19 protein-coding genes are annotated in these 26,555 nt (G+C 69.2%); 13 read left to right on the plus strand and 6 right to left on the minus strand.

Translation table 11 applies throughout. The features are described from left to right. Positions 1-11: 11 nt before the first annotated feature. Together CSC65_RS07620 and CSC65_RS07625 are read right to left on the minus strand one after the other, a co-directional pair. A complete protein-coding gene (locus tag CSC65_RS07620; protein WP_162409962.1) occupies positions 12-698 on the minus strand; it encodes a CPBP family intramembrane glutamic endopeptidase in 687 nt (228 codons plus the stop codon). A gap of 275 nt (positions 699-973) precedes the next feature. Continuing rightward, positions 974-3,268, minus strand: coding sequence for an NADP-dependent malic enzyme (locus CSC65_RS07625; RefSeq protein ID WP_162409963.1), 2,295 nt, complete (start codon positions 3,266-3,268; stop codon positions 974-976). A 250-nt stretch (positions 3,269-3,518) separates the two neighbouring features. On the opposite strand from CSC65_RS07625, the gene CSC65_RS07630 reads away from it, so the two are divergent. Both CSC65_RS07630 and gltS read left to right on the plus strand, forming a co-directional pair. Next, entirely contained in the window at positions 3,519-5,129 is a 1,611-nt protein-coding gene (locus CSC65_RS07630) for an N-acyl-D-amino-acid deacylase family protein (protein WP_162409964.1), read from the plus strand. 38 nt (positions 5,130-5,167) lie between these two features. Next, entirely contained in the window at positions 5,168-6,379 is a 1,212-nt protein-coding gene (gene gltS / locus CSC65_RS07635) for a sodium/glutamate symporter (protein ID WP_162410068.1), read from the plus strand. Positions 6,380-6,574: 195 nt separating this feature from the next. Here the strand turns inward: gltS and ggt (CSC65_RS07640) are convergent, their stop codons facing one another. Then, on the minus strand, positions 6,575-8,314 hold the full coding sequence (gene ggt / locus CSC65_RS07640) for a gamma-glutamyltransferase (RefSeq protein WP_162409965.1): 1,740 nt from the start codon (positions 8,312-8,314) through the stop codon (positions 6,575-6,577). Between the two features lie 86 nt (positions 8,315-8,400). Continuing rightward, positions 8,401-11,160 (minus strand): TonB-dependent receptor, encoded by a 2,760-nt coding sequence (locus CSC65_RS07645; protein ID WP_162409966.1) that lies wholly within the window; start codon positions 11,158-11,160, stop codon positions 8,401-8,403. Between the two features lie 377 nt (positions 11,161-11,537). Here CSC65_RS07645 and ggt (CSC65_RS07650) point away from each other — a divergent pair, with 377 nt between their 5' ends. The 8 genes from ggt (CSC65_RS07650) to CSC65_RS07685 all read left to right on the plus strand — a co-directional run bounded on the left by ggt (CSC65_RS07650) (position 11,538) and on the right by CSC65_RS07685 (position 20,967). After that, complete coding sequence (ggt, locus tag CSC65_RS07650; protein WP_202922845.1) at positions 11,538-13,181, plus strand: gamma-glutamyltransferase; 1,644 nt, start codon at positions 11,538-11,540, stop codon at positions 13,179-13,181. A gap of 15 nt (positions 13,182-13,196) precedes the next feature. Then, a complete protein-coding gene (locus CSC65_RS07655) occupies positions 13,197-14,432 on the plus strand; it encodes an FAD-dependent oxidoreductase (protein WP_162409968.1) in 1,236 nt (411 codons plus the stop codon). A gap of 39 nt (positions 14,433-14,471) precedes the next feature. Further along, the gene (locus CSC65_RS07660; protein ID WP_162409969.1) at positions 14,472-15,386 is read left to right on the plus strand and encodes a LysR family transcriptional regulator; all 915 of its coding nucleotides are present in this window, start codon (positions 14,472-14,474) and stop codon (positions 15,384-15,386) included. 145 nt (positions 15,387-15,531) lie between these two features. Then, positions 15,532-16,770, plus strand: a complete 1,239-nt coding sequence (locus CSC65_RS07665; protein ID WP_202922846.1) for an amino acid deaminase — start codon at positions 15,532-15,534, stop codon at positions 16,768-16,770. 31 nt (positions 16,771-16,801) lie between these two features. Then, positions 16,802-18,166 carry a GntT/GntP/DsdX family permease gene (locus tag CSC65_RS07670; RefSeq protein WP_162409971.1) on the plus strand — a complete coding sequence of 455 codons (1,365 nt, stop codon included), beginning with the start codon at positions 16,802-16,804 and terminating at the stop codon, positions 18,164-18,166. Between the two features lie 2 nt (positions 18,167-18,168). After that, positions 18,169-19,035 (plus strand): MurR/RpiR family transcriptional regulator, encoded by an 867-nt coding sequence (locus CSC65_RS07675; protein WP_162409972.1) that lies wholly within the window; start codon positions 18,169-18,171, stop codon positions 19,033-19,035. A 1-nt stretch (position 19,036) separates the two neighbouring features. After that, positions 19,037-20,530 (plus strand): N-acyl-D-amino-acid deacylase family protein, encoded by a 1,494-nt coding sequence (locus tag CSC65_RS07680; protein ID WP_162409973.1) that lies wholly within the window; start codon positions 19,037-19,039, stop codon positions 20,528-20,530. Positions 20,531-20,571: 41 nt separating this feature from the next. Beyond that, positions 20,572-20,967 carry a RidA family protein gene (locus tag CSC65_RS07685; protein WP_162409974.1) on the plus strand — a complete coding sequence of 132 codons (396 nt, stop codon included), beginning with the start codon at positions 20,572-20,574 and terminating at the stop codon, positions 20,965-20,967. A gap of 159 nt (positions 20,968-21,126) precedes the next feature. On the opposite strand, the gene CSC65_RS07690 is transcribed toward CSC65_RS07685, so the two are convergent. Together CSC65_RS07690 and rsgA are read right to left on the minus strand one after the other, a co-directional pair. Further along, positions 21,127-22,425 carry a flavohemoglobin expression-modulating QEGLA motif protein gene (locus CSC65_RS07690; protein ID WP_162409975.1) on the minus strand — a complete coding sequence of 433 codons (1,299 nt, stop codon included), beginning with the start codon at positions 22,423-22,425 and terminating at the stop codon, positions 21,127-21,129. Between the two features lie 86 nt (positions 22,426-22,511). Continuing rightward, positions 22,512-23,630: a ribosome small subunit-dependent GTPase A gene (gene rsgA / locus CSC65_RS07695; RefSeq protein ID WP_162409976.1), complete on the minus strand. Its 1,119-nt coding sequence runs from the start codon at positions 23,628-23,630 to the stop codon at positions 22,512-22,514. Between the two features lie 251 nt (positions 23,631-23,881). On the opposite strand from rsgA, the gene CSC65_RS07700 reads away from it, so the two are divergent. Genes CSC65_RS07700 through CSC65_RS07710 form a run of 3 tightly spaced genes read left to right on the plus strand, consistent with a single transcriptional unit; the run spans position 23,882 to position 26,527 of the window. Beyond that, positions 23,882-25,159 (plus strand): aminotransferase class I/II-fold pyridoxal phosphate-dependent enzyme, encoded by a 1,278-nt coding sequence (locus CSC65_RS07700; protein WP_162409977.1) that lies wholly within the window; start codon positions 23,882-23,884, stop codon positions 25,157-25,159. A gap of 7 nt (positions 25,160-25,166) precedes the next feature. Then, complete coding sequence (locus CSC65_RS07705; RefSeq protein ID WP_162409978.1) at positions 25,167-25,838, plus strand: SGNH/GDSL hydrolase family protein; 672 nt, start codon at positions 25,167-25,169, stop codon at positions 25,836-25,838. Positions 25,839-25,855: 17 nt separating this feature from the next. After that, entirely contained in the window at positions 25,856-26,527 is a 672-nt protein-coding gene (locus tag CSC65_RS07710; protein WP_162410069.1) for a methyltransferase domain-containing protein, read from the plus strand. Positions 26,528-26,555: the final 28 nt, after the last annotated feature.

Raw genomic sequence — 26,555 nt, forward strand, 5'->3', positions numbered from 1 at the left:
CTACCTTACGCTCACCAAATCATGTATAGCAACATGACATATGCGTTTATCGTTCCATGAACGATCACGCAATGCGCCGTTTTAGCCTTAAACGTGTAGCGCAACCAACATAGTGTTATTGACACGATGAAGGCCCAGATCATTACGCCCTTATGGGCATAAGCAAATAGAACAGAGACGACGAGAGTGGAAACCAATCGACCAAGCAGTCCATCGATAGAGTGCAAGAGCAAATGACGAACCAACTTCTCTTCAAACCAAGGCGTCACGACTAAGATCCCGAGCACTGGAAGGATCACCATCCACTGCCAATCGAAACTCGAAGAGTGAGTGGTCCAAATCCAGAACCCGAACGTCCACACTGCGCAAAGTCCGAGGGAAGTTAACGACAGCACCCGTAGGGCGCGATGCCCCCAACCAAGTCCAGGGTCGGATTCTGGAAATATACGTACGAGAGCGAGCGTAATGAGCAGCTGGGCAAGCGTTTCCACGCCAGGAATTCCTGCGTGCTTGCTGATGGCCGCTATAGCCATGTAGATGAACATGGATACAAAGAAGCCTACGAAGTAGTAGCCCTTCTCCGACACTTGTCCTCCTATAAAGGAAAGGGGAGGGTATTCAACCCTCCCCCTGCGCTCACCTTTCCAAAATTTTGGTGATGGTCCAGGCGCTTGTGCCAGGCGTATCAGCCATGGCATTCCATACATCCGTTGCTAGCTGCTTCCAGTCACTCGCCGAGCCCTCACACTTGACCCCGCTGGGAAAACCTGCGGCGCAAACAACTTCGGCACCTGAGACGCTATCGATCTCACCAACATTCAGACTACGCATGACATCCACTCCTTGGTTGTATGCATGTCGGGCCACCTTGGCCCGCACGGCCGGCTTGGCCGGCGTGCTAGCTATCGCATATCCGGACGTCCACCGGGATAGGAAGATCCCGCATCCTGGGGTCAGAATTCCCTGACCCGCATCACCCCTTCCGCTCCCCCTCCATCTGCGCCCGGATCTGCGCATCGACCGCGGCGATGGCGGTCATGTTCAGCAGCCGGCGCGGGGTAGCGCTGGTGGTGAGGATGTGGACCGGCTTGCTGATGCCCATCAGGATCGGGCCGATGGCCACGCCCTCGGTGACCACGCGGACCATGTTGTAGGCGATGTTGGCCGCGTCCAGGTTGGGCAGCACGAACAGGTTGGCGCGGCCCTTCAAGGTGCTGTTGGGCATGATCTTCTGCCGCAGCAGTTCGTCCCAGGCCGTGTCGCCCTGCATCTCGCCGTCGACGTTGAGCTTGGGCACGCGCTTGAGCAGCAGTTCGCGGACCTTGCGCATCTTCAGCGCGCCGGGGGTCTCGTGGCTGCCGAAGTTGGAGTGCGACAGCAACGCCACGCGCGGCTCGATCCCGAACAGCTTCAGGCGGTAGGCGGCCTGCAGGGTCGCCTCGGCGATCTGCTCGGCGGTCGGGTCGTCCTGCACGTGGGTGTCCAGGAAGAACCACACGCCCTGGTTGTTGATCACCCCGGTCATGGCCGCGGTGGACTGCACGCCTGGGTCCAGGCCGATCACGCTGCGCACGTAGCCCAGCTTCTTGTGGAAGCGGCCGACCACGCCGGTGAGCAGGGCGTCGGCTTCGCCGCGGGCGACCATCACCGAGCCGATCAGGGTCGGGCGCGAGCGCATCAGGTTCTTGGCCGCCTGCACGGTGACGCCGCGGCGCTCGGTGATGGCGTGGTAGTGCTGCCAGTAGTCGTTGAAGCGCGGGTCGTCGTCCTGGTTGGTGATCTCGAAGTCCACGCCGGCCTTCATGCGCAGGCCCAGGCGCTCGATCCGCGCCTCGATCACGTCCGGGCGGCCGATCAGGATCGGGAAGGCCACGCCTTCGTCGATCACCGTCTGCACCGCGCGCAGCACCACTTCCTCTTCGCCCTCGGCGTAGGCCACGCGCTTCTTGTCGGCGCGGGCCTTGTCGTACACCGGCTTCATCATCAGGCTGGTGCGGTAGACGAACTGGCCCAGCTTCTCGCGGTAGGCGGCCATGTCCTCGATCGGGCGCTCGGCAATGCCCGAGTCCATCGCCGCCTGGGCCACGGCCGAGGACAGCTCGACCAGCAGGCGCGGGTCGAACGGGCGCGGGATCAGGTATTCGGCGCCGAAGCAGGGGATGTCGTCGCCGTAGGCGCTGCCCAGGTCCGAGGCCTCGCGCCGGGCCAGCGCGGCAATGGCCTGCACGCAGGCGACCTTCATCGCCTCGTTGATGCCGGTGGCGCCCACGTCCAGCGCGCCGCGGAACAGGTACGGGAAGCACAGCGCGTTGTTGACCTGGTTCGGGTAGTCCGAACGGCCGGTGGCGACGATCGCATCCGGGCGCACGCGCTTGGCGTCCTCGGGCAGGATCTCCGGGTATGGATTGGCCAGGGCCAGGATGATCGGGCGATCGGCCATGGTCGCGACCATTTCGGCCTTGAGCACGCCGCCGGCCGACAGGCCCAGGAAGATGTCGGCGCCGTTGACGATTTCCTCCAACGTGCGCGCATCGGTGTCGCGGGCGTAGCGCTGCTTGTCCGGGTCCAGGTCGGTGCGGCCGGAGTGGATCACGCCGCCGCGGTCGAACGCGGTGATGTTCTCCTTCTTCAGGCCCAGCGACACCAGCATGTCCACGCAGGAGACGCCGGCCGCGCCCATGCCGGTGGTGGCCAGCTTGACCTCGGCGATGTTCTTGCCGACCACGTGCAGCGCGTTGACCACCGCCGCACCGACGATGATCGCGGTGCCGTGCTGGTCGTCATGGAACACCGGGATGTTCATCCGCTCGCGCAGCTTGCGCTCCACGACGAAGCATTCCGGCGCCTTGATGTCTTCCAGGTTGATGCCGCCGAAGGTCGGCTCCAGGCTGGCGATGATGTCGACCAGCTTGTCCGGGTCGTTCTCGTTGATCTCGATGTCGAACACGTCGATGCCGGCGAACTTCTTGAACAGCACGCCCTTGCCTTCCATGACCGGCTTGCTGGCCAGCGGGCCGATGTTGCCCAGGCCCAGCACCGCGGTGCCGTTGGTGACCACGGCGACCAGGTTGCCCCGGGCCGTCAGCTCGCTGACCTGCTTGGGGTCTTCGACGATCGCCTCGCAGGCGTAGGCCACGCCGGGGGAGTAGGCCAGCGCCAGGTCGCGCTGGGTCAGCATCGCCTTGGTCGGGGCGACCTTGATCTTGCCCGGGCGCGGATGGCGGTGGTAGTCGAGGGCGGCCTGCTTGAAGTCTTCTTGTTCGGACATCGTATCGGTGCTCGGGCTCGGGTGGCGCTGGGCGCACGGGAATGGGCCGATTCTAACCGTGGCGCGGCACGGCGGTCCCGATCCGCAGGTGCCCCCGCCCCTGCAGGCGCGATGCAGCCGCATAGCCGGCAGCTATGGACGACTCGCATCTTTTCGGTATCCGGACGCAGCCGGCCTGTCGATGATGGGTTCGCACGATGCGGCATGAAGCCCGCGATGTGTTTCCACCCCCGTGAATCCAAGGTTGCCAATGGGTCCCTGCTCGCGTCCCTCCCTCGTCCTGGCCCTGTTCGCCGGAATCGCCGTCCTTGCGCCGGCCGGTGCGCGTGAAACCGCCGATCTGGCGATCGTCGGCGGCCGCGTCCACGACGGCGGCACCGGTCCGTCCCGCATCGGCGACGTGGTGGTCCGCGACGGCCGGATCGTCGCCGTCGGCGCCGGCGCCGCGCGTGGCTACGAAGCGGCCCGGGTGATCGACGCGCACGGAAAGGTGGTGGCCCCCGGTTTCATCGACCCGCATACCCATCCCAACACCTACATCCGCTCGGAAGTGGCGGCCGAGCGCCGCGCCTTGCCTTGGCTGTTCCAGGGCGTGACCACGATCGGCATTGGCGTGGATGGCGGAGGCAACCCGCGCGTGGCCGACCAACGCGCCTGGTTCGAACAGCGCGGCGTGGGCGTGAACCTGGTGGCCTTCGTCGGCTTCGGCCCGGTCCGGCGCGAAGTGCTGGGCGAATCCGCCCGCGCGCCGGATGCCGCCGAACTGGCACGGATGGAGGCGCTTGTGGCCCAGGGCATGTGCGAGGGCGCGTTCGGCTTCTCCACGGGCCTGTTCTACGCGCCGCAGAGTTTCGCCAGCAGCGCCGAGGTGATCGCGCTGGCCCGCCAGGCGGCGCGGCGCGGCGGCCTGTACGACACCCACCAGCGCGACGAATCGTCCTACGGCATGGGGCTGCTGGCTTCCACCGCCGAGGCCCTCGACATCGGCCGCCAGGCCGGCATACCCGTGCACTTCGCCCACCTGAAGGCATTGGGTGCCGACGTGCACGGCCAGGCACCGGCACTGGTCGCGATGATCGATGCCGCGCGCGCCGAAGGCATGGCCGTCACCGCCGACCAGTATCCATGGTTGGCTTCGGGCACCAGCCTGTCTGCCGCGGTGCTGCCGCGCTGGGCCCAGGATGGCGGTCGCCCGGCGCTGCTTCGGCGGCTGGCCGATCCCGGGCAATCCGCGCGCATCGCCGCCGAACTGCAGGCCAACCTCGACCGGCGCGGCGGCGCGGGAGCGATCCTGCTGACCTCCCCGGGCGCCCGCTGGCGCGGCCGCACGCTGGCGCAGATGGCCGAGTACTGGCGGGTCGATGCGGTGGAGGCGGCACTGCGCGTGATCCGCGGTGACGGGCTGCCCGACAGCCGTGCCGCCGAGTCCATCGCCTCCTTCAACATGAACGAGGACGACGTGCGACTGCTGATGCGGCAACCGTGGATGGTGACCAGCTCCGACGGCACCGACGGTCACCCGCGCCAGTACGCCAGTTTCCCGGAGAAGTACGCGCGCTACGTGCGCGCCCAGGGCGTGATCGACCTGGATACCTTCATCCACCGCTCCACCGGCCTGACCGCGCGGATCCTTGGCCTGGCCGACCGTGGGCGCCTGCAGCCCGGCGCCCATGCCGACGTGGTGGTGTTCGACCCGGAGGCGTATTCGCCCGGCGCCGACTATCTCGCCCCGCAGGAGCTGGCCCACGGTGTGGACGTGCTGCTGGTGAATGGCCGCCTGGCGATCGACGAGGGCCAGGCCACCGATGCACTGGCCGGCCGCTTCCTGCGCCACGAGCCGACTCCGGGCGCGTGCCCATAAACGATACTTCCCGTTCCGTTGCAGAGGTGACCTCCCAGATGATCGAACTGGATGCCGTCCAAACCGTGGCCTTCGGTGGCCTCGCGCTGTTCGCCGGCTATGCCTTGACGCGGGCGATCCCGGTGCTGCGCCGCTACAACCTGCCCGAACCTGTCCTCGGCGGCCTGTTGTTCGCCCTGCTCGCGTGGTGGGGCCAGAGCCGTGGCACCCAGTTCTACCAGCTCGATACTTCGCTGCAATCGCCGCTGATGATCGCCTTCTTCACCACCATCGGCGTCAACGCCAGCCTGTCGCTGCTCAAGGTCAGCGGCCGCCAGGTGGCGTTGTTCCTGCTGCTGGCCAGCGGTTTCGCAGTGATGCAGAACCTGGTGGGCATCGGCGTGGCCTCATTGTTCGGACTGCATCCGATGTTCGGCGTGCTGGCCGGCTCGGCCACGCTCACCGGCGGTCCAGCGACCGGCCTGGCCTTCGCCCCGATGTTCGAGGCCGCGGGCCTGCAGGGCGCCGAGTCGATCGCGGTCACTGCCGCGATGGCCGGCATCATCTGCGGCGGGGTGATCGGCGGGCCGGCGGTCACCGTGCTGATCCGTCGCTTCGGCATCGTCAATCACAACGCCGGCCGCCAGGCGCCCACCCCGGTCGCCGACGTGGTCAGCGGCAACGTGATCCACGAAGAGACTGATTCGGCGCGCGAGTTCAATGCGCTCAAGTGCATCGTCCTGCTGCTCCTGGCGATGTGGGCCGGGTCCTGGGTGGGCCGCGGTTTCCAGGCCCTGGGGCTGACCCTGCCGGCCTACATCGGCGCGATGCTGGTCGGCGCGGCGCTGCGCAACATCGACGACTACACCGGCTGGCTGCGCCTGCCGGTGCACACCATCGAGCTGATCGGCAACGTCTGCCTGGCCTTGTTCCTGGCCGTGGCGCTGATGAACCTGCGCTTGTGGGAGCTGGCCGGCATGGGCCTGCCGCTGCTGGTCAACCTGGTGCTGCAGGTCGGGCTGGTGGCGCTGTTCGTGGCGCCGGTGTTCTGGCTGATGGGCCGCGACTACGACGCGGCGGTGATGGGAGGCGGCTTCATCGGCTTCATGCTCGGCACCACCGCCAACGCGATGGCGGTGATGCGTACCCTGGTCCAGCGCTATGGCATCGCACCGCGCGCGTTCCTGGTGGCGCCGCTGGTCGGTGCGTTCTTCATCGATTTCAGCAACGCGCTGATCATCACCGGCTTCATCAACTTCTGGCCGCACTGACCCGATCTTGCGCCGCACCTGGAAAGACGCAGGGCCCGCTTCTTCCGAAGCGGGCCCTTTGCCATGGGCCCATCCCCGCCCAGCGCGGTGACGTGCCCCCGGCCCGGCGCGTGGCAACGCGTCGGGCCGATGCCCCGGGAACTTGACCGGGGAAGCCCGGCCAGCTCCCGTTTGCGAAAAACGGGGTAGCGACGGCTACTGCGCGACCGCGCCGGCGCCCGGCCGGCGCGGGTCGGCGGCGCCTTCGATGCCGTCTTCACCGACCATGAGGATCTGGGTGCTGCCGATGGTCTCGCCGGTCTCGATGCGGTGGCCCAGGGCGCGCAGCAGGGCCAGCGTGTCCGGGCTGATGCCGCGCTCGACCTGGAGCGTGCCACTGCGCATGTCCTGGTGGATGCGCGGCTGGCTGGTGGCCTCGGCGATGTTCATGCCGAAGTCGACCACGTCGACGATGCTCTGCATCACCGTGCCCGGGATGGTGTTGCCGCCGGGGCTGCCGGTGACCATGCGCACCTTGCCATCGCGCAGGAGCAGCGTCGGCGACATGCTCGACACCGGGCGACGGCCTGCACCGATCACGTTGTTGGTCGCCCGCGAAGGATCGGTGGCCATGTCGCGCTGCGCCTGCAGCGAGAAGTTGCCGACCAGGTTGCCAAGCAGGAAACCGGTGCCTTCGGCCATCACCCCGGCGCCGAAGTCCGAGCCCACGGTATAGGTGTTGCTGACCGCATTTCCCTCCGCGTCGATCACCGAGAAGTGCGTGGTCGATGGACTCTCGTAGGGCATCGGATCGCCGGCGGCCAGGGTGGTCGCATCCAGCGTGCGCTCCGGCGAGAACAGGACGAAGCGTTCGGCCGCGTAGGCCTTGGACGCCAGCGCGCGCGCAGGCACCTGGACGAAGGCCGGATCGCCGGCATGGCGGGCGCGATCGGCCCAGGCCAGCTTGGTCGCTTCGGTCATCGCATGCAGTGCTGCCGCCGAGCCGGCGCCGTGCGCGCCCATGTCCACGTGCTCGAGCAGGTTGAGCATCTGCACGATGCTGGTACCGCCGCCGCTGGAAGGCGGCATGGTCACCACCGTGTGCCCGCGATAGGTCGTGCTCAGCGGTTCGCGCTCCAGCGCGCGGTAGGCCTCCAGGTCGGCGCGGGTGATCAGCCCCCCGTGGCGCTGCATCGCCGCGACCAGCCGATCGGCGATCGGGCCGCGGTAGAACGCGTCCCCGCCGTGGCGCGCGATCTGCCGGAGCGACCAGCCCAGGTCGCGCTGGCGCAGGCGCTCGCCCGCGCGCAGGGCGCTGCCGTCCGGGTGCAGGAACACGTTCGCGCCCGCCTCGCTGCGCGCCAGGCGCTCGCGCCCCCAGTCCAGGGCGAAGGCTTCGTCGCGGGTCAGGACCACGCCTTCCTCGGCCAGCCCGATCGCCGGCTGCACCAGCTTCGCCCAGGGCAGGCGCCCGTACTGGCGATGGGCCAGGGCCAGGCCGGCGACCGTGCCGGGTACGCCGGCGGCCATCCAGCCGGCCTTGTCGCCGCCGAGCTTGCCGTCGGCGTCGAAGAAGCGCTCCAGCGTGGCCGCCGCAGGCGCCACCGAGCGGTAGTCGATGGCCACGGTGCGGCCCTCGCCCGCCAGGTGCACGAGCATGTATCCGTCGCCACCGATGTTGCCGGCGCGGGGCAGCAGCACGGCCAGGGCGAAGGCAGTGGCCACCGCGGCATCGACCGCATTTCCGCCGTCGCGCAGCACCTGCGCGCCGATCGCGCTGGCGACCTCGTTCTGGCTGACCACCATGCCGCGCTCGCCATGCACCGGCTTGTGGATGGCCTCGTAGTTCAGCAGCTGCCGGGTCTGCGCCTGCAACGCGGCGGGGCTGGCCAACAGCGCGCACAGTGCCAGCGCGGCGCAACGTGCCAGCCCGGTACCCAGGACATGGAGATTCATCGCGTTACTCCTGTATCGACTTGGGACGTATGACGCACGGCGGCGGCGGGGATCACCCGCCGCCGCCGTGCAGGCTGCATCGCCGGTCAGAAACTGAAGCGCAGGCCGACGCTGTAGTAGCGGCCGACCAGGTCGTACAGGACCCCGTTGATGCCGTTGTTGTTGTTGCCGATGCGCACCGGCGCCTTGTCCAGGACGTTGTCGACGTTGAAATAGGCCTCGAAGCGTTCGCCACCGAACGTATAGGCGCCGGACAGGCCCAGGTACCACGTGCTCGGCACGTGGTTGTCGTCGATGTCCACGCCTTCGACCCAGGTGTTGTCCAGCACGCCGGACCCGACGAAGCGCGCCGAGGCTCCTATGCGGGCCGGGCCACTGCGCAGGGTCGCGTTGGCCAGCGCGCGCCACTTGGGCGAGCTGCCGGTGTTCTCGCCGGCATAGTCGTAGCTGGCGAACGGATTCTCGCTCGTGCTTTCCAGCAGGCGGGTGGCGATCAGGCGCATCTCCAGCGAGGTGTTGTCGCCCATGCCCTCCAGCGGCTGGCTGTAGATCAGGTCGGTGTCGATGCCGCGGATGACACGCTTGGCGACGTTGACCGGACTCATGGTCAATCCGGAAACCGCACCGGTGGCATCGCGCTGGACCAGGCGGCACACCTCGGTGTCACCGTCGTAGCAGCGCTGGATCACCTGCTGGTTGCTCAACGAGGTGATCGCGTCCTTGATCTCGATCTGGTAGTAGTCGACCGCACCCTGGAAGTTGTCCCACGGCGAGAACACGATGCCCAGGCTGGTGGTGTCGGCCTCTTCCGGTTTCAGGTTGAGGTTTCCGGTCATCACCCGCTCGATGTTGCGCAGGGTGTTGTTGAACCACGGATCGGTCACGCTCTGGCGCTGGGTCACGCCGGCCTGGTACAGGTCGGCCAGGTTCGGCGCACGGATGTCGCGCGAGCGCGCGGCACGCACGGTCAACGCATCCAGCGGGCTCCAGGTCACGCCGAGCTTCCAGGTGAAGGCGGTGCCCGAGTAGTCGTAGTCGGCCACGCGCGCGGCGGCGTTGAGCGAAAGCTCGTCCGCCACCAGCGGGACCAGGGCCTCGACGAAGGCCTCCTTGACTTCATTCTCGCCATTGGTGGGCAGGAAGTTGCCGAACAGCCACTCGCGGTTGAGTCCGGCCGGGTCGGCCCAACCCTCGACGCTTTCGCGACGCGCCTCGACGCCGAACGCGGTGATCAGCGGACCGGCCGGCAACTGCGCCGGCTCGCCGCGCAGGATGGCGGAGACCACCTCCTGCTTCATGGTCTGGCGCAGCTCCGGCGAGCCCAGCACGTAGGCCAGGGCCTGCTCGGACATGTTGGCGCCACCGAAGGTGTTCAGCGGAACGCAGCCGTTCCCCGGATTGGCCAGCGAGGAACGGCAGACGATGCGGCCGCTGGCCGGATCGACCACCGCGTCGATCGCCAGCTTCAGTCGGGTGGTGTTGGAAGTGTTCTGCACCTGGGTGTGCAGCTTGCTGCGCCCGTACTGGTAATAGGCATCCAGCGTCCACGACTGGCCCAACTGGCCGGACAGACCGACCACGGCGCGGTCGGTAGTGGTCTCCACGCGCGGACTGGCGTCACCCAGCAGCAGGCCGTAGGCGGCACTCCTCACGCCGGCGTTGTCCATGGCCTGGGCCACGAGCGGGTGCAGATAGGCGTTGTCGCGGGAGATGGTCAGCGAGCCGCCGTAGTAGTTGTACGACGAGTTGGTGCGCACCACCGAGTTGGCATGGCCGCCTTCGGCGAACACCTCGAAGTTGTCGTTGATCCAGAACGAGCCACGGGCGAACAGGTTCTGGCGCTCGCTGGCGCCCTTGAGCGAGACGCTGGCGAAGTGGCCATCGAGTTCACCGCCGGAGCTGCTGCTGCCGGTCAGATCGAGCATGCCGGGATCGAACGTGCGCGGGGTGCCGTCGGGCGAGAACGCCATCCATTTGAGCGGGCCCGACGTGATCAGGCCACCCACGGCTTCATTGGGACGGTTCAGGAAGGGGACGATGATCCGGTTCGGCTCGCCATTGGTGGCGGTCCACCCTGGATTGACCATCGTGCCCCAGCCACGGAACCACGGCCGGTCGCGGACCGCGCCGACGCCGTCGGAGGTCGCGTGCTCGGCATTGATCAGGAAGTGGCCGCGATCATCGGCGAAGGCCTGGCCGAAGGTGATGCCCGCGCTGGCCTGATCGTCGTCGCCATGGCGCGAGCGTCCGGCCTGCACGTAGCCCTTGGTGCCCGTGTAGTACTTGTCGAGCATGAAGTTGACCACGCCGGCGACCGCGTCCGATCCATAGACCGATGACGCACCGCCGGTGACGATGTCCACGCCCTTGATCAGGCCGGTTGGCAGCGCGTTGGCATCGACGCTGCCCGTCAGCGTCGAGCCGACGTAACGGCGGCCATCAACCAGTACCAGGGTGCGCTCGGCGCCCAGGCCACGCAGGTCGAGCAGGCTCATGCCGGTGGCGCCGGAGCTGATCGCATTGTTGCCCTGTGTCGGCGAGCGCGTACCGGCCATGGCCGGCAGCGTGTTGATGTAGTCGACGATGCTGTTGGGTGCCTCGGCCTGGATCTGCTCCTGGGTGATCGAGGTGACCGGGGTCGGCGACTCGAAGCCGGCGCTCATCACCCGCGAGCCCGTGACGCTGACCGCGTCCAGGGTCGTCGGTGTTGCGGGTGTCGCGTCGCCAGTGGCTTCGGCGGGCGGGCTCTGACCGTTCTCGGCGGCGATGGCCGAGGCAGCGCATAGGGTGCCGGCGAGCAGTACGGTGCCGGAAATCAGGCTCAATGGTTTGCTGTGTACGCTCATGATCGAGTGTCGTCCCCCAAGGTTCGCGATGGTCAGGCCGCCGCTGCGCCTGCGTTCCCCAGAGTGGCGGCACCGTCTCGGGCTTGTCCCGCATGTTTCGGGAGGACGGGTATAGCTGCGGGCTATGGCAGGCCTCCGCCACGCACCATCCCGTCCCGGGCTCGAAGCGACCCATAGCTGCGAGTTATTGGCGACCCATGCAAAGTGACTCATGTGCACCGGAAGTGGCCGCTTAAGCTGGTCCCATGCCGGTTGCCGCAGCCTCCCCTCCCCTCGCATCCGACCCTGGCCGCGCCGGCTCCTTGCGCGCGCCGCTGCGGCAGCTGGCGCTTCTGGCGCTTTGTCTTGGCATCGCCGCATGCCGGACGACGGCCGGCGTGGCGCCTCCGGCCGTTGCCGGTTCCGCTACGGGGCAGGCGATCGTGGTGGCCGCCCATCCGTTGGCGGTGGAAGCCGGGACCGAAGTCCTCGCGCGCGGCGGCAGCGCGATGGATGCGGCACTGGCGGTGCAGCTGATGCTGGGCCTGGTCGAGCCGCAGAGTTCTGGCCTGGGTGGCGGCGCGTTCATCACTGCCTACGATGCGCGCACCCGCCAGGTCACCACGTACCTGGGGCGGGAGCAGGCGCCGGCCTCGGCATCGACGGCGATGTTCGACGACGAGGATGGCCAGCCGCTGCCGCGCGACCAGGCCATGCTCAGCGGACGCGCCACCGGGGTGCCCGGCACCGTGGCCGTGTTCGCGCTGGCGTTGCAGGATCATGGGCGACTGCCGTGGTTCGAGCTGTTCGGGCACACCGCGCGTACCGCCGAAGCCGGATTCACCATCAGTCCACGCATGGCGCGCCATATCCACGGCACGTTCCCGCAGGCCCGGACCAAGGATGTGCAGGCGTTCTTCCGCACGGCCGACGGGCGCGTGCTGGACGCCGGCGACACGCTTCGGAATCCCGCCTACGCGGCGACGCTGCGGACGTTGGCGGAACGCGGTCCGCGTGCCTTCTACGAAGGCGAACTGGCCAGCCGGATCGTCGCGCGTACGCTCCAGGCGCCGCTGCCGGGGGGCATGACCACGGCAGACCTGGCCAGCTACGCCGCCGAGAAGGCGGAGCCGCTGTGCCGGCCGATCGGGGGCTACCGCCTGTGCACGCCACCGCCGCCGTCGAGCGGAGTCGGGCTGCTGCAGCTGATGGCCCTGCTGGAGCAGACCGACATCGGTGCACGCGGGCCACAGGATCCACACGCGTGGTTCCTGTTCGCCGAAGCCAGCCGGATCATGTATGCCGACCGCGACCGCTACGTGGGCGATCCGCGCTTCAACCCGGTTCCAGTCGACGGATTGCTGGCGCCTGATTACGTGCGTGCGCGGATCGCGCTGATCGGCGCGCGCGCCGCGGCCGATGGTTACCCGGCCGGCACGCCCGCCGGCGCGCCACAAGCGGGCCGCGACGAGACCACGGAAGCGGCCGGCACGACCCATTTCGTCGTGGTCGACCGCGATGGCAACGCGGCGTCGGTGACCTCGACCGTCGAGTCGTACTTCGGTTCCGGGCGCATGGTCGACGGCTTCTTCCTCAACAACCAGCTCACCGATTTCGCCTGGGACCATGCGCAGGGCCGCCCGGGAATGGCCAACGCCATCGCCCCGGGCAAGCGCCCGCGCTCGTCGATGACGCCGGCGATCCTGCTCGACGCCGATGGCCGCCTGGCCGGCGCGATCGGATCGCCTGGCGGCTCCGCGATCCCCGCCTACATCGGCAAGGCGCTGGTCGGCGCGCTCTACTGGGACCTGGCCCTGGACGAAGCCATCGCGTTGCCCAACCTGGTCGCCCGCGGCCGGCGCTTCGATGGCGAGGCCGGTGGCTTTGCCCCGCACGTCCTCGACGGCCTGCATGCCCGCGGCGTGGACGTACGTCCCGGCGCTGGCGAGGACTCCGGCCTGCACGGCATCCTGCTGCGTGACGGGCGCTGGCAATGGGGCGCCGATCCCCGTCGCGAAGGCACCGCAGCACCCCTACCCTGAGGAAGCGCCAGTCCCATGTCCCCAGCTCCTGCTTCCGCCCGCGGACACGCCGATGTCGCCATCATCGGCGCCGGAGTCGTCGGCGTCGCCACGGCCTATGCACTGGCGCGACGCGGCTACCACGTCCATCTGCTCGACCGCGCCGCCGGTCCGGCCCTGGGCGCTTCGTTCGCCAATGGCGCGCAGCTCAGTTACGCCTATACCGATGCAATGGCCGGCCCTGCGTTGTGGAAACAGCTTCCTGGCCTGCTGACCGGGCGCGACCCGTCGTTCCGCGCACGCACTTCGCTCGATCCCGACTATCTCCGCTGGGGCCTGTCGTTCCTGCGTAATGCGACCACCGCGCGGCTGCATCGCAACACCCTGTCCACGCTCGAACTGGCACTGGAGTCGCGTGCGGCGATGGACGCCCTGCTGGACAGGCACCCGATCGCGTTCGGGCAGCGGACGGCCGGCAAGCTGCACGTCTACTACAGCGCCGACGCATTGCCCGCGGCACGGACGATGATCGCGCTCAAGCGCGAGCGGGGCATGCGCCAGCGCCTGGTCGACCCCGCCGAAGCGATCTCGATCGAGCCCGCGCTGGCGGGTGCGAGCGGCATGGCCGGCGTGGTGTATTCGCCTGACGAGGAAGTCGGTGATCCCTGGGCGTTCAGCAATGGCCTGCTCGAAGTTTCACGCAACCACCATGGCGTCGATTGCTCTTTCGGGTTCGACCTGAAGCAACTTCGGCGCGATGGGACGTCCTGGCGGCTGGAAGATGCCGAAGGCCGCATCACCACCGCGCGCGATGTGATCGTGTGCGCGGGCATCGACAGCGGCCGGCTGCTTCGCCCACTGGGCATCCGGGTCCCGGTGATGGCGGTCAAGGGCTACTCCTTCACCGCGCCATGCGGCGCGGCCGCCCCATCGGCCAGCATCACCGACACGGCGCGCAAGCTGGTGTTCTGCAGGCTGGGCGACCGCATCCGCGTCGCCGGCCTGGCCGAGGTCAACGACTGGGATCCGTCGCCGGAACCGTCTCGCGTGCAGGATCTGGTGGCGCTTGCCCGGGCATCGCTGCCGGAAGCGGCCGACTATGAGCGCGTCACGAGCCACTGGGCCGGCCTGCGCCCGGTCACGCCGTTTTCCACGCCGATCATCGGCCAGGTCGCACCCGGGCTGGTGCTCAACATCGGCCACGGCATGCTCGGCTGGACCTTGGCGATGGGCAGCGCCGAGCGCGTCGCCGCGCTGTTCCCGCCACGGTGAAGGGTGGCCGTCCGACTCCGGTCTGGCCTAAGATGACTCATGCGGTTGCGCCAGATAGAAGTATTCCACGCGGTCTACACCACCGGCTCGATCAGTGCAGCGGCGCGCTCGCTCCACGTCTCGCAGCCCTCGGTCAGCAAGGTGCTCCACCACACCCAGTACCAGCTCGGCTTCGAGCTGTTCGCGCTGGTGCGTGGGCGGCTGGTGGCCACCGACGAGGCGCACGCGCTGTTCGTGGAGATCAAGGAGATCTTCGAACGCATCGGCTCCCTGCAGAAGACGGTGGCCAACCTGCGCAACAGCGGCGGCGGCCACGTTCGCCTGGCGGTGGTGCCTTCGCTCGGACTGCACGTGGCCCCGCGCGCGATCGCGCTGTTCCGCCGCGCCCATCCGCAGGTGACGTTCGAAGTGCAGACCCTGCACCACGACGACCTGTTCCAGGCGCTCTACGAACGCGAATGCGACATCGCGTTCGCCTACAACCCCCCGCACCATCCGCGCATGCAGCAACGCATCCTGGACGAGGGCTTGCTGATGCTGCTCTTCCAGAACGGCGACCTGCCAGCGCCGGGACCATCGGTGCCGATCGGCCAGCTCGACGGGCGGGACATGGTGGGCCTGGCCAGCAGCGGGCCGATCGGCGACCTGTTGGCGGGCGAGCTCGAGCACCACGGGGTCAACATCCACGAGGTCGTCTCCAACCAGACCTATTACCTGGCAGCGGCCTTGACCCGATGCGGCGTGGGCATGACCGTGGTGGACGAATTCACCGCACGCGCCAGCGCGGACGAGCGGATGGGATTCCTGCCGCTCGAACCGCCGATCAGGTTCCGGATCGAGTGCGTGTACCTCGAAGACCGGCCGCCATCGCGGACCGCCGAGCGCTTCATCGAGATCTTCCAGGCCACCCTGGCCGAGGCCAAGGGCCAGTCCGTAGCGCGCCTCGAAAGCTGACGGCCCGCGCGTGGTGGCGCAGGGGCGGAAGCGTGTCGGACGCCATGAAATTAATTTTCATGTATTGTCCGAAAATCGGAGTGAAGCACCCACTCATCAATCGGGGACGCAGCGAATGACTGATAATTCCATTCACGCGATCGCGATGCCACTGCGTGGTAAGGGCCTTGGCCCGGCTCCGGATCCGGCGGAGGACGAACACGTCGGCAGCTACGGCTGGTCGATTCTCGGCGGCGACATCAGCCTGCCGGCCGCGGTCCTGCGCGACTCGGCCCTGCGGCACAACCTGGACTGGATGCGCGGGTTCATGGATGCCTACGGGGTCGAGCTGGCCCCGCACGGCAAGACCACGATGAGTCCGGAGCTGTTCGCGATGCAGCTGGAGGCCGGCGCCTGGGGCATCACCCTGGCGACCGCGCCACAGGTGCGCGATGCGTACCGGCACGGCGTGCGCCGGGTGCTGATGGCCAACCAGCTGGCCGACCGGGCCAACATGGCCATTGTTTCCGGCCTGCTGGCCGACCCGGACTTCGAGTTCTGCTGCCTGGTCGATTCGGCCGCCAATGCGGAGGCGCTGGGCGCGTTCTTCGCCGGCAGCGGGCAACGCCTGCGGTTGCTGCTGGAAATCGGCGTGGCCGGTGGCCGCACCGGCGTGCGCGACGAGGCGCAGGTACGCGAGGTCGCCGCCGCCGTCGCCCGCTGGCCCCAGTCGCTGGCGCTGGTCGGGGTGGAGACCTACGAGGGCGTGCTCAAGGACGAAGCGGGCATCCGCGCGTTGCTGCGGCGCACGCTCGCCACGCTGAAGTCGCTGCGCGCCGGGGGCGCGTTCGCCGAAGACCGCGCGCTGCTGTCGGGCGCCGGCTCGGCCTGGTACGACGTGGTCGCGGAAGAATTCGCCGAAGTCGCCCGGGATGCGGGCGTGCGCGTGCTGCTGCGCCCGGGCTGCTACCTGACCCATGACGTGGGCGCCTACCGCGAGGCCGACGCGCGCATCCACGCCTCCAATCCGGTCGCGCGGAAGATGGCCGAAGGCCTGCGCCCGGCGCTGCAGCTGTGGGCCTGCGTGCAGTCGCGGCCCGAGCCAGGCCGCGCCATCGTCGGCCTGGGCAAACGCGATGCGGCGTTCGATGCGGGATTGCCCGTGCCGGCGCTGCACTACCGCGCCGGCGACGACGCGCCGCGCGCCACGCCCGCCCACTGGCAGCTCGGCGCGATGATGGACCAGCACGCGTTCCTGCAGCTGCAGGCCGACGACGACCTGCAGGTCGGCGACCTGCTGTGCTTCGACATCTCCCATCCGTGCCTGACGTTCGACAAGTGGCGGCACCTGCTGCGCGTGGATGATGCGTGGCGCGTGACCGGCGTGGTGCGCACGTGCTTCTGATCGCGGTCCAGACACCCGCACGGAAGCGCGCATGACCCCGGGCAGCCTGTTGCTGGTCTACGCCGCCATCGCGATCTGCGCGCTGATCGTGCTGATCGCGCGTTACCGGCTCAATCCGTTCATCACCTTGACCCTGGTCTCGCTGGGCCTGGCCCTGGCCGCGGGCATGCCGGCCGGCGAGATCGTGGCCGCATACGAGCAGGGCGTGGGCCGCACGCTGGGGCACATCGCGCTGATCGTGGCGCTGGGCACGATGCTCGGCAAGATGATGGCCGAGTCCGGCGGCGCCGAGCGCATCGCGCGCACGCTGATCGCCTGGTTCGGCCCGAAGAACGTGCACTGGGCGATGATGCTGGTGGCGTTCGGCATTGGCCTGCCGATCTTCTTCGAGGTCGGCTTCGTCCTGCTGGTGCCGATCGCGTTCAACGTGGCCCGCCGCACCGGCGTGCCTTTGCTGCTGGTCGGCCTGCCGATGGTCGCCGGCCTGTCCGTGGTGCACGGGCTGGTGCCGCCGCATCCGGCCGCGATGCTGGCGGTGAAGGAATACCAGGCCGACGTCGGCCGCACCGTGTCCTACGCGCTGATCGTCGGCCTGCCGACCGCCGCGCTGGCCGGGCCGGTGTTCGCGAAATTCGTTGCCCCGCGCGTGCAGCTTCCTGCGCACAACCCGATGGAAGCGGCCCTGCTCGATGCCGGCCACGGCCACGTGCCCGACGAGGCGCTGCCCGGCTTCGGCATCACCATCGCCACGCTTTTGCTGCCAGTCGGATTGATGCTGCTGGGCGGCTGGGCCGACGTGCTGGCCACGCCGGGCACGCAGGCCAACGAACTCCTGCGCTTCATCGGCAATTCGGTGGTGGCTTTGCTGCTGGCCACGCTGCTGAGTTTCGTCACCCTCGGCCTGATGCGCGGCTTCAACCGCGAGCAGATCCTGAAATTCTCACAGGACTGCCTGGCTCCGACCGCGGCGATCACCCTGCTGGTCGGCGCCGGCGGCGGCCTCAACGGGATCCTGGTCAAGACCGGCGTGGCCGCGGAAATCACCGCGCTGTCCCAACACTTCGCGCTGTCGCCGCTGTTGATGGGCTGGACCGTGGCCGCGCTGATGCGCATCGCGACCGGCTCGGCGACGGTGGCGATGAGTACCGCGGCCGGGATCGTGGCGCCGATCGCGCTGGCCGCCGGTTATCCGCACCCGGAGCTGCTGGTGCTGGCCACCGGCGCCGGCTCGCTGATCCTGTCGCACGTCAACGACGGCGGCTTCTGGCTGGTCAAGGAGTACTTCAACATGTCGGTGGCGCAGACGTTCAAGACCTGGACGGTGCTGGAAACGCTGATCTCGGTGGTCGCCCTGGCACTGACCGCGCTCCTGGCCAGCGTGTTGCCGGCGGCATGACCATGCACGACCTCGTCTACCAGCTGCGCCAGCGCCGTGACGGTTTCAGCCCGGTCGAACGCCGTATCGCCGATGCGATCCTGGCCGACATCCCGGCCGCCGCGCAGTCCGGCGTCGGCGAGCTGGCGGCGCGCGCCGGCGTCAGCGTCGCCGCGGTGTCGCGCTTCGCCAAGGCGCTGGGTTGCGCGCACGTGCGCGAACTGCGCGCCGGACTGGCCGAAGCTGGTGCGGTCGGGCGCCGTTTCCTCGACGATGCCGGCGCGCCCCCGCTGCCGGCGTTGCACACCCAGATTGCCGACGATATCGACGGCGTCCTTCGCCGCAACCTGGCCGGCTTCTCCGAGCCGGTCGTGCGCGCACTGGCCGAAGCGCTGGCCAGCGCGCGCCGCATCCACGTATTGGGCATGGGCGGCAGTTCGGCGGTCTTCGCCCAGGAGCTGCAGCACCGGCTGACCCGGCTCGGCCTGCCGGCGGCGGCCTGTAGCGATGCGGTGGCGATGCGCATGCTCGCCGCCACGCTGGAGCCGGGAGACGTGGTGCTGGCGCTTTCGGTCAGCGGACTCAATCCGGAACTGCGCGAGGCACTGGAAATCGCGCGCGGCTACGGCGCCCGGGTGGGCGCGATCACCCGCACCGGCACGCCGCTGGCGGCGCAGGCCGGATGGCTGCTGCCGCTGGCGCTGGAAGAGACCGATTTCGTGTTCAAACCCTCGGCCTCGCGCTATGCGGTGCTGCTGGCGATCGACGTACTGGCCACCACCGTGGCCCTGCTCGATCCGGCCGGAAACCGCGAGCGGCTGCGCCGGATCAAGCTGGCGCTGGACACCTGGCGCGGCGGCGGCGACGAACGCCTGCCGCTGGGAGACTGAGATGGACGTCGACGCAAGCAATGGCGTGCCCGCGTTCGACCTGGTCGTGCGCGACGTGCTGGTCCTCGATGGCAGCGACACGCCCGGCATGCGCGGCGACGTCGGCGTGCGCGACGGCCGCATCGTCGCGGTCGCCTCGGCCGGTACGCTCGCGGCCGGCAATGCCCAGGTCGTCGAGGGCGAAGGCCTGGCGCTGGCGCCGGGCTTCATCGATGCGCACACCCACGACGACCTCGAGGTGATCCGCAATCCGGCGATGCCGGCCAAGCTCAGCCAGGGCGTGACCACGGTGATCGTCGGCAACTGCGGCATCAGCGCCAGCCCGGTCCTGCCCGGTGGCACGCCCGGCGGCCGCGTGCCCGATCCGATGAACCTGCTTGGCGACGACGGCGAGTTCGCCTACCCGCGCTTCGCCGACTACCGCGCCGCGGTGGATGCGGCGCGTCCGGCGGTGAACGTGGCGGCGCTGGTCGGCCACACCGCGCTGCGCCAGAACCACATGGACCGCGTCGGCCGTGCCGCCAGCGACGCGGAGGTCGCCGCCATGCGCGCGCAGCTGCGCGAAAGCCTGGACGCCGGCGCGCTGGGCCTGAGCACCGGCCTGGCCTATGCCTCCGCGTTCCAGGCGCCGGACAGCGAAGTGCTCGCCCTGGCGGAGGAACTGGATCACCGGCGTCATGCCTACGCCAGCCACCTGCGCGACGAGTTCGAACAGATCGTCCCGGCGCTGGAGGAGGCGGTCGCGGTCGGCCGCCACAGCGGCGCGCCGGTGCGTGTGTCGCACCTCAAGTGCGCCGGCGTGGACAACTGGGGGCGCAGCGGCGAAGTGCTGGCCGCATTGGAGCAGGCCTCGCTGGAGCACGGCGCCCGCGGCCACGACGTGGCCTGCGACTGCTATCCGTATGCGGCCAGCAGCTCGACCCTGGACCTCAAGCAGGTCACCGCCGACTACGACATCCTGGTCACCTGGTCGCAGCCGCATCCGGACCAGGGAGGCCGCCTGCTGGCCGAGATCGCCAGCGACTGGCACACCACCCTGCTCGGCGCCGCGATGCGGCTGCAGCCGGCCGGCGCGGTCTACTACTGCATGGACGAGGCCGACGTGCGCCGGATCCTGGCCCACCCACTGACCATGATCGGTTCGGATGGACTGCCGCGTGACCCGCGCCCGCATCCGCGCCTGTGGGGCACGTTTCCGCGCGTGCTCGGCCATTACGCGCGTGACGAGAAACTCTTTCCCCTGCACACCGGCGTGCACAAGATGACCGGGCTTCCCGCCGCGCGCTTCGGCCTGCACGACCGCGGCGCGATCCGCGAGGGCGCCTGCGCCGACCTGGTCCTGTTCGATCCGGCCACGGTGCGCGACGTTGCCGACTTCCACGATCCGGTGCGGCCGGCGGCCGGCATCCACGCGGTGTGGGTCAATGGCCGGCTCGCCTACGACGGGCGCGAAGTGGCTGGCGAACGCCACGGGCGTTTCCTCGCGCCGCGCTGACATCCCTTTTCAACAGACCTGTCTTTCAAACGGAGAAGCACATGAGCGACATCAAGCGTTACGGAGCCGAAGGTGGAGTTGGCCAAGGCCGGCAGCACATGCCATTCGCACGCGCGGTCCAGGCCGACGGCTGGTTGTACGTGTCGGGCCAGGTGCCCAGGCGCGACGGCCAGATGGTTGCCGGAAACGTGACCGAGCAGTCCCACGTCGTGATCGGCAATCTGATGGCGATCCTGGCCGAGGCCGGCTACGGTCCCGAGCACGTCGTCCGCTGTGGCGTATGGCTGGACGACGCGCGCGACTTCTCCGCGTTCAACGAGGTGTTCAAGCACTACTTCGGTGAGCATCCGCCGGCGCGCGCCTGCGTGGAATCGCGCATGGTGGTGGACTGCAAGGTCGAGGTGGACTGCGTGGCGTACAAGCGCCAGTCGGACTGACCGCATCGCTGCCCCTCCTTTTGTAGGAGCGGGCATGACCGCGACCGGGCAACGGAACAATTCGGGAAACCCCCGGGCACCGTCGCCACGTCCACCGTGGCGGTCGCGGTCATGCCCGCTCCTACAAAAACCGGCGGGCAGCGGCGCTGCGATGCCTCGCTACGGCTTCTTTGGGTCGCGCACCGGCTCGTCCCGGATCCGGTCCATGCGGATCCGGTTGGCGAACAGCGAGAACGCCAGCTGGCCGGCCAGGCCGTTGGCGCGCTCGACCCAGGGCGGCAGCCAGCGCGGCGGCGCAAGGGTGCCGTCCTGGAACAGCGGCTCGAAGCGGACCACGTCGCGCAGGGTCATCTTGCCGGCGAACAGCCAGCGGCACAGGCGCAGGCGGTCCTGCTTGAGCGCATGGCGGAAGAAGGTGTGTACGCCGACCAGGCCGCGCAGGTAGACCGCGTCCTTGGTGAAGGCGCTACCGCCGGTGACCGGCATGCCGCGGAACACGCGCTGCGCCGAAACGAAGCTTTCGGTCTCGTTCTGGCCGCCGTCGAGGAAATAGCGGAAGACCTGCAGGAAATCGGCGCCCTCCAGGGCCATGGCGATCGCCTCGATTCGCATGCTGATCCGCTTCAGCCGTTCGATGTCGATGCTGCCGGTGATCTGCTCGGCGAACGTCGCCAGTCCTTCCTGGGTGGCGGTGATCCGTGGCGAAGACAGGCCCAGGCTGCGCATGTGCGGCTGCTCCTGGCCGTTGAGCGCGGTCAGCGAATGCACCAGGGCCTCGTGGTGGAACAGCTGCCGGCGGTCGTAGTCGTTGAATGCCGCACCGGCACGCAGGCGGATGCGGGTGGCACCGGCGGCGGCCTTGGCGATCATGTCCGGATCCAGTTCGACCGTGATCACGCGTGCGTTGAAGAAGTCGTCCAGGTCCGACTGCAGCTGCAGCGACAGAGCGGTGGCCGACACCGGCACCTGTTCTTCCGGCGCGATCAGTTCGTGGTCCAGCTCGCTGGCGATCTGGATGAAGTGGCTGGCGGCCTCGCGCGTGGTCGGCCCGTCGCCGGGCAGCGCCTGGTCGGGGCGACCGAACAGCGCCGCCGATTCGACGCAGGCCTGCGGCGTTCCCAGTGCCTCGAGCAGTGCCGCCGCACGGCTCCAGCTTTCGGCCGAATCGTGCAGGTACAGGCCCAGCGGATGTTCCGGGTCGGCGGCGGCAGCGATGCCGTCCAGCTCGCGTCGTACGTCGGTGAAGTCCAGGCGGGGATAGGTGACCACCGGCAGCACGGCCTGGCCGCGGTGCCAGCGCTCGAGGAATTCGACCTGGACGCTGGCCGGCCAGCTGGCCAGCGCCAGCAACCTGATTCCGCGCACCGCCTTGACCATGCGCTCGTCGAGTGCGGCGTGGTGGGCGATGTCGGTCGGGATGGCCAGGGGTGCCTCCTCGGGGATCCAGCGGCCATGCATCGGATGCGCGCCGCACGTGGCCTGCGTTCCGGCAGTGGAGCGCCGGCCACCGTCCGTGGAGTCTATTCCGCCCGCGGCACGCGCGCTCAGCGCCGCGGGTACTTCTCGTCCAGCCGCTTGCGCAGCGACTTGTTCTGCACGCGCGCGTCGGACTTCTGCGCCAGGCGCGTGGCCAGGCGGTCGGCGGCGCCGGCGATCTCGTCGCGCAGCTTGAGGTAGTTGGCCACGCGCGCGCCGTCCAGTTCGCCGGCCTCGATCGCCGCGAGGATCGCGCAACCGGGCTCGTTCTGGTGGGCGCAGTCGTTGAAGCGGCACTGGGTGGCCAGCGCCTCGACGTCGGCGAAACCGCCGTCGGCCAGCTCCTCCTCGCCGGTGGGCTTGAGCTCGCGCATGCCGGGCGTGTCGACCAGGCAGGCGCCGGAGGGCAGCGCGATCAGCGCGCGGTGGGTGGTGGTGTGGCGGCCGCGCGAATCGTGCTCGCGCACCTCGGCGGTCTTCATCCGCTGCTCGCCGAGCAGACTGTTGCTCAGGGTCGACTTGCCGGCACCGGAGGAACCGACCAGCACCGCGGTCTGGCCCGGGCCGATCCACGGTCGCAGCGCGGCCACGGCATCGGCATCCTTGGCATTGAGCGCCAGCACCGGCACGCCCTGCGCACGCAGTTCGGCCAGCATGTCCAGCGCGGCATCGACATCGGCGCCGTCGCGGTCGGCCTTGGTCAGCACGACCACCGGCTGCACGCCGTTGCCGCCGACCAGCATCATGTAGCGCTCGATCCGGCGCGGGTTGAAGTCGGCGTCCAGGCCACACACGACGAAGGCGGTATCGACGTTGGCCGCGATCACCTGCTGCTGGTAGTGCTCACCGGCGGCGGCGCGCTTGATCGCGCTGCGCCGGGGCAGCATGGCCAGGATGCGGCGGCCGTCGTGCAGCACCCAGTCGCCGACCGCGGCGCGTTCGTGCAGCGGCACGCCGTCGGCCTTGAACACCGGGCGGCGCTGCCATTCCGGCGGCGACTCGACGCGGAAGCCGGTATCGGGCGCATCGGCCAGCACATAGCCGGTGCGGTGCTGCTCGCTGACCCGTGCCGGGTGCGCGCCGGGATGGGCGTGGGCCAGGGACTGCCACGCCGGATCCTCGGACGGGCCCGCCCACGGCCAACCGATCTGGCGCAGGGGGGTGTAATCGATGTCGGCAGGATCCATGCGGCATTGTATTCGCGGCGCCCCCGGCTGCGCCGGCGCGCGTTCGCCCGGCTAGCCTCATCGCGGGCAGGGCGCGCTGCGGCGACCCGTCCCGCGGCAGCAACCGGCTGCCCGTGCCCCCCCTGACGGGACGATTTCCGGTGAAATCGAAACCCCGGTCACGTCCCCCGACAACCCTTGGCGGACAGGCACTTGCGCGGTTTTTTTTCCGCTAACATGCCAGCCCACCCCCCTCCTTCCTGCTTGCCGCCATGTCCCCCACCGAGAAACCGCTCAGCGTCCGCGAGCGCCTGTCAGAAGTCCGCTACGAGATCCGCGGCGAACTGGCACGGCGAGCCCACGCGCTGGAAGCGGAGGGACGCACGCTGATCAAGCTCAACATCGGCAATCCCGGCGCGTTCGGTTTCCGTGCCCCGGCGCACCTGCAGCGCGCCATCGTCGACGACATCGACCACACCGATCCCTACACCCACCAGCTCGGCCTGCCCGCCGCGCGCGAGGCGCTGGCCGCCGCCTACCGCGCACGCAACGCACCGCACGTGGACAGCGACCGGGTGTTCGTCGGCAACGGTGTGTCCGAGCTCATCGACATGACCCTGCGCGCGCTGCTCAACCCGGGCGACGAAGTGCTGGTGCCCTCGCCCGACTACCCGCTGTGGTCGGCCGCCACCATCCTCAACGACGGCCGCCCCGTGTACTACCGCTGCGCGCCGGAGAACGGCTTCCTCCCCGACCCGGTCGAGGTCGAGGGCCTGGTCTCCTCGCGCACCCGCGCGATCGTGCTGATCAACCCGAACAATCCCACCGGCGCGGTCTATCCGAAGGAACTGCTCGAGCGCCTGGTGGCGGTCGCCCAGCGCCACAACCTGCTGTTGCTGGTCGACGAGATCTACGACCAGGTGCTGTACGACGGCGCCGCGTTCGAGCCGCTGGCGCCGATCGCCGGCGACCACCCGTGCATCACCTTCAGCGGCCTGAGCAAGGTGCACCGCGCCTGCGGCTGGCGCGTGGGCTGGGCGATCCTGACCGGTGCACCGTCGCGCACCACCGACTACCGCAATGCGCTGGACCTGCTGTCGGGCCTGCGCCTGTGCGCGAACGTGGCCGGGCAGTACGCGATCGCCGCGGCGGTCGGTGGCCCGGACACGATCAGTGCGCTGTGCGCGCCGGGCGGGCGCCTGTACGAAACCCGCCGCGCGGTGATCGAGGCCTGCGCCGCCAGCGAGCATCTGCAGCTGGTCGAGCCCAAGGGTGCGCTGTACGCGTTCCCGTCGGTGGTCGGCGCGGCCGCGCGCGGTTTCGACGACCACGCCTTCGCACTGGAACTGCTGGAAACCGAAGGCGTGCTGATCGTGCCCGGCTCGAGCTTCAACGTGCCCTACCGCGACCACTTCCGGGTGACCCTGCTGCCGCAGGCCGAGGTGATGGGCGAGGTGTTCGGGCGCATCGACCGCGCCCTGGCGCGGCGTGCCGAAGCCGCGACCAAGGTCGTGCCACTGAAGGCCAAGTCGCGCAACGCGGCGGCCTGACCAGTCGATGACGGCGAGCACCGGTTCCGCAGACGCACCCCACGCACCGGCGTTCCTCGCGCTCGGTGATTCGTACACGATCGGCGAAGGCGTCGACCCGTCCGGGCGCTGGCCGGTACAACTGGCTGGCGCGCTGCGCGATGAAGGTTTTGACCTGGGCGAACCACACGTCATCGCCACCACCGGCTGGACCACCGATGAACTGGACGCGGGCATCGACGCCGCGCACGCGCAGGCGCCGCTGGGCACGGACCACGCGCTGGTCAGCCTGCTCATCGGCGTAAACAACCAGTACCGCGGCCGCCCGCTGGACGAGTTCCGCGTGCAGTTCGCCGCGCTGCTGGCGCGCGCGATCGGCTTCGCCGGTAGCGACCCACGCCGGGTGCTGGTGCTGGCGATCCCGGACTGGGGCGTGACCCCGTTCGCCATCGCGCAGTCGCGCGATGCGGGGCTGGTGGCCACGCAGATCGACGCGTTCAACGCGACCTGCCGCGAGGAAAGCCTGCGCGCGGGTGCGCACTGGATCGACATCGCCCCGGCCAGCCGCGAGCACGGCGGCGAAGTACGGATGCTGGCCGACGACGGCCTGCATCCCTCGGCGGCCATGTACGCGCTGTGGAGCGCGCTGGCGCTGCCGGCGGCACGCACGGCGCTGGCACACGGAACCCTTGCCCGATGAGCGCCGCGCTGCCACCGCTGTCGGCCGAACGCGCCAAGCGCATCGCCAGTGCGTTCCTCCCCGACTGGCCGCTGGGCAACCGTTATCACTACTACTACGCGCGGGCCAAGCTGCGCAGCGACCCGCTGTATCCGGGCGTATGCGAAGCGCTGCGCGGTACCCGCGCGCCTCTGCTGGACCTGGGCTGCGGCCTGGGCCTGCTCGCCCATGCGCTGCACGAGGAGGACCTGGGTCTGCGCTACTTCGGCGTGGACCACGATGCGCGCAAGATCGTCGATGCCCGCCGCGCCGCCTCGCGCCGCGGCCTGGCCGATGCCGGCTTCGAGACCCAGGACCTGTCGCGCACCCTGCCGCCGCACCGCGGCAGCGTGGCGATGCTGGACGTGCTGCAGTTCTTCACCCCCGAGCGCCAGCAGGCGATCGTGGACGGCATGATCGGCATGCTCGAACCGGGCACGAAGCTGGTGATCCGCACCGGCCTGGACGATGGCAGCGGCCGCGGCCACGTCACCCGGATCACCGACCGCCTGTCGCACCTGCTGGGCTGGATGAAATCGGCGCCGCGCCACTATCCCGATGCGGCGCAGCTGCGTGCATGCTTCGACGCGGCCGGCCTGCGCAGCGAGTTCTCGCCGCTGGCCGGCGATACCCCGTTCAACAACTGGCTGGTGGTCGCTTCGCGCGATTGAGCGCGCCTGCCTCGCCAGGCCGTCGCGG

The sequence above is a fragment of the Pseudoxanthomonas daejeonensis genome, from assembly GCF_010093205.1.
GTDB lineage: Bacteria > Pseudomonadota > Gammaproteobacteria > Xanthomonadales > Xanthomonadaceae > Pseudoxanthomonas > Pseudoxanthomonas daejeonensis.

Coding starts and splice junctions, on each gene's coding strand:
- CSC65_RS07620 (WP_162409962.1), bottom strand. CDS start 698: ATGCCATGGCTGATACGCCTGGCACAAGCGCCTGGACCATCACCAAAA.
- CSC65_RS07625 (WP_162409963.1), bottom strand. CDS start 3,268: ATGTCCGAACAAGAAGACTTCAAGCAGGCCGCCCTCGACTACCACCGC.
- CSC65_RS07630 (WP_162409964.1), top strand. CDS start 3,519: ATGGGTCCCTGCTCGCGTCCCTCCCTCGTCCTGGCCCTGTTCGCCGGA.
- gltS (WP_162410068.1), top strand. CDS start 5,168: ATGATCGAACTGGATGCCGTCCAAACCGTGGCCTTCGGTGGCCTCGCG.
- ggt (WP_162409965.1), bottom strand. CDS start 8,314: ATGAATCTCCATGTCCTGGGTACCGGGCTGGCACGTTGCGCCGCGCTG.
- CSC65_RS07645 (WP_162409966.1), bottom strand. CDS start 11,160: ATGAGCGTACACAGCAAACCATTGAGCCTGATTTCCGGCACCGTACTG.
- CSC65_RS07655 (WP_162409968.1), top strand. CDS start 13,197: ATGTCCCCAGCTCCTGCTTCCGCCCGCGGACACGCCGATGTCGCCATC.
- CSC65_RS07660 (WP_162409969.1), top strand. CDS start 14,472: ATGCGGTTGCGCCAGATAGAAGTATTCCACGCGGTCTACACCACCGGC.
- CSC65_RS07665 (WP_202922846.1), top strand. CDS start 15,532: ATGCCACTGCGTGGTAAGGGCCTTGGCCCGGCTCCGGATCCGGCGGAG.
- CSC65_RS07670 (WP_162409971.1), top strand. CDS start 16,802: ATGACCCCGGGCAGCCTGTTGCTGGTCTACGCCGCCATCGCGATCTGC.
- CSC65_RS07675 (WP_162409972.1), top strand. CDS start 18,169: ATGCACGACCTCGTCTACCAGCTGCGCCAGCGCCGTGACGGTTTCAGC.
- CSC65_RS07680 (WP_162409973.1), top strand. CDS start 19,037: ATGGACGTCGACGCAAGCAATGGCGTGCCCGCGTTCGACCTGGTCGTG.
- CSC65_RS07685 (WP_162409974.1), top strand. CDS start 20,572: ATGAGCGACATCAAGCGTTACGGAGCCGAAGGTGGAGTTGGCCAAGGC.
- CSC65_RS07690 (WP_162409975.1), bottom strand. CDS start 22,425: ATGCATGGCCGCTGGATCCCCGAGGAGGCACCCCTGGCCATCCCGACC.
- rsgA (WP_162409976.1), bottom strand. CDS start 23,630: ATGGATCCTGCCGACATCGATTACACCCCCCTGCGCCAGATCGGTTGG.
- CSC65_RS07700 (WP_162409977.1), top strand. CDS start 23,882: ATGTCCCCCACCGAGAAACCGCTCAGCGTCCGCGAGCGCCTGTCAGAA.
- CSC65_RS07705 (WP_162409978.1), top strand. CDS start 25,167: ATGACGGCGAGCACCGGTTCCGCAGACGCACCCCACGCACCGGCGTTC.